We start from the raw sequence: 3,192 nt of genomic DNA, 5'->3' as shown, positions 1-3,192 counted from the left end.
ACACTGGCTACCATTTGGAAGCAAGTATTAGGGATTAAAAAGGTGGGAATCCATGATAACTTCTTTGAAATTGGTGGAGACTCGATTCTCAGCATTCAGATTGTCTCTCGTGCGAAGCAAGCAGGTTTGCATTTGACACCAAAGCAAATGTTTGAACACCAAACGATTGCCGAGTTGGCGCAAGTAGTCAAAGAAGAACAGGGTGTACAAGCAGAGCAGGGAGTTGTAACTGGAGAACTGATCCTTACACCAATCCAGCAATGGTTTTTTGCACAAGATCATCCTAACCCACACCATTGGAATCAATCCATGTTTTTTAGAACAAAAGAGCGACTGGATATAGTATTACTGGAGAAAGCTGTGCGTACCCTTCTAATCCATCATGATGCCTTGCGTTTAAGATATGAACGTTTACCGGATGGAGCTTGGAAACAGCGGAACGAAGGGATCGAAGAACAATCGACGCTGACCGTGATTTCATTAGACGAAGTGCCGCAAGCAGAATGGCATCAAGTGATTCAAACGGAGATTGACACTGCACAAGCAAGCTTACACTTACACGCAGGACCGCTAATGAGGATGGTGTATTTTGATGAAGGTGAGAAAAGAGCCGGCCGATTATTCTGGGTGATTCATCACTTAGCAGTGGATGGTGTTTCTTGGCGGATTTTACTGGAGGATCTACAAACGGCGTATAATCAAGCGAGCCAGGATCAGAAGATCCAATTATCTACGAAGAGTACATCCTTTAAGGCGTGGTCGGAGAAATTGCATCATTACGCTGAAGCTGGGATTGCGCAAGAAGTGCGTGATTATTGGGAGCAGCAGTTCGAACAAGAAGTGGCTATGCTACCAGTGGATGTCACCCTCGAAGATCCAGCAAACGCAGCAACTGAGGAGATTACCGTGGTGCTGGATGAGAAAGAGACCCGTGCGTTATTGCAAGAGATTTCAAGCACCCATCGTGTCCAAATCAATGAAGTACTATTGGCAGCATTGGTACAGGCTACGGCAGCATGGACAGGTCATTCGACGCTGACCGTGGATCTGGAGGGTCATGGTCGAGAAGAGATTATTGAAGACATTGACCTATCGAGAACTGTAGGATGGTTTACAAGTATTTATCCTGTTCACTTAAATACTACAGGTGCCAACACGCCAATTGCATCATTAAAAGCAGTCAAAGAACAAGTGCGCCAAATTCCTAATAAGGGCGTTGACTATGGGATTTTGCGGTACTTGAATCCAGCGATGCGTGAGCGATTGGAGTCTCAGCCTACACCATCCATTAGTTTTAACTATCTTGGACAATTTGACCAAATGTTCTCTGACGATGCGATGGTTGTTCCGGAGACCGGGTTTACGCGCTTAGACCATGCTCCTGGTTCCAAGCGATCACATTTAATCGATGTAATCGGAATTGTAACCGATGGAAAACTTCAGTTCACTTGGGTGTACAATGTTGGACAGTTTGCGAAGTCAACCATTCAAAGTGTTGCAGAGAATATGCTCCATCAACTGAGTAGATTGATTTACTCTTCGGATGGAGAATCTGCGCTGACCATTTCGGATTTTGCGATGGCAAATCTCACCCAAGCAGATTTGACCAAAGTACTATCTAAGATGACTCGTGGAAAGAATCATCCCATTACCGACCTGTATCCGCTATCGCCTTTACAGGAAGGCATGCTCTTTCATACACTGCATGATCAAGAGAATGAACATGTAGCGCCTTATGTGGTGCAATTGAGTTTCCTGGTTAGAGGGAAATTGGATATCCTTACTTTCGAGCAGGCGTGGAAATCGGTGATTCAGCGGCATGAAATTTTTCGTTCAGCATTTGTGTGGGATGAAATTGAAGAGCCCTTACAAGTGGTGTATGATCATATCCCATTTAAGCTGAATGAAGTGGATTGGCGTGCGCTGTCTGTCGAAGAAAAAGAGGAGAAACGAAAAGCCTTTTTGGCATCGGATCGAAAACAAGCTTTTCTTTTTGATGAAGCGCCATTGATGCGGGTGACTGTCATTCAAGAAGCGGAGGAAGAATATCGGGTTGTTTGGACGCATCACCATATCTTGTTGGATGGATGGAGCTTGCCACTGGTCTTTAACGAATTGCTTACAGTGTATCAGAAGAGGATGAACGGAGAGGCTGTGAATTTACCAAAGTCATCGCCATACAAGAAATATATTAAATGGCTGAAAGAGCAGGAGCAGGAGCAGGCGGAACAATTTTGGAGAGAGAAACTTAGAGGTTTTACAGCACCAACCCTGCTTGGCTTAGAGAGTAAAGAGCAAGAAAAAGGCTATACAGAGAAGAGTGTTTGTTTGTCAAAAGAGCAGACCCAAGCGTTACAAAGCTGGGCGAAGCGTAATAAGCTCACTTTGAGTACGGTGATTCAAGGTGCGTGGGCGTATCTCATGAGCCGATACAGTGGCGAGAACGACATTGTCTTTGGTGTAACAAGCTCGGGACGCCCTACGGAGATTGTTGATGTCGAGCACATCGTAGGTCCTTTTATTACCACATCACCGACCCGAATCCAATTGACAGATGATCTGAAAGTAAGGGATTGGTTACAGAAGATACAAGAGGAAGAGATAGAAAGAAGACAATATGAATACGCTTCTTTGACAGAGATTCAAGGATGGAGTGAAGTTCCAAGAGGGACACCGCTGTTCCATAGCTTGTATGTGTTTGAAAACTACCCGGTGAAAGAGGAGTCTTCAGGAAATCTAGAAGTTGGTGATTTGGAAGGAGTAGAGCAAACCCACTATCCATTAGGATTGACTGTTGTTCCAGGAAGTCAGTTATCGTTAAAGCTGATGTATGATCGTAGCAAGTTTAATGGATTAACTATTGAACGGATGCTGGGTCATTTACGCCAGGCGTTAAAGAAAATGATCGAGAACGTTGATCAAACCCTGTCGGAGCTGGTGTATGTTACGAAGACAGAACAGAAGCAACTACTGGAAGAATGGAATGACACCGCAATGGAAATGTCCCAAGAGGGTCTTATTTGCGACAGATTTGAGGACAAAGTAGCACGACGTCCCGATGCGATTGCAGTGGTCGATCAAATGAGAGAGTGGACCTATGGTGAACTGGATACGCGGGCAAATCAGTTGGCACATGTTTTGCAGAGAAAAGGGGTTGGTCCTGAATCAGTTGTGGGTGTCTACCTCCCGAGA

The 3,192-nt window shown here is 44.9% G+C and carries 1 protein-coding gene; it reads left to right on the top strand.

Going from position 1 to position 3,192, the window contains the following annotated elements; genetic code table 11:
* Positions 1-3,192, top strand: a 3,192-nt coding sequence (locus JDS96_RS30085; RefSeq protein WP_199669041.1) for a condensation domain-containing protein, incomplete at both ends; no start/stop codon positions are given.

The organism is Bacillus cereus group sp. N21 (genome assembly GCF_016483395.1).
Classification (GTDB): domain Bacteria; phylum Bacillota; class Bacilli; order Bacillales; family Bacillaceae_G; genus Bacillus_A; species Bacillus_A pseudomycoides.
Note: the sequence above shows the minus strand (reverse complement) of the source record. Positions and strands in the feature narration are given on the sequence as shown.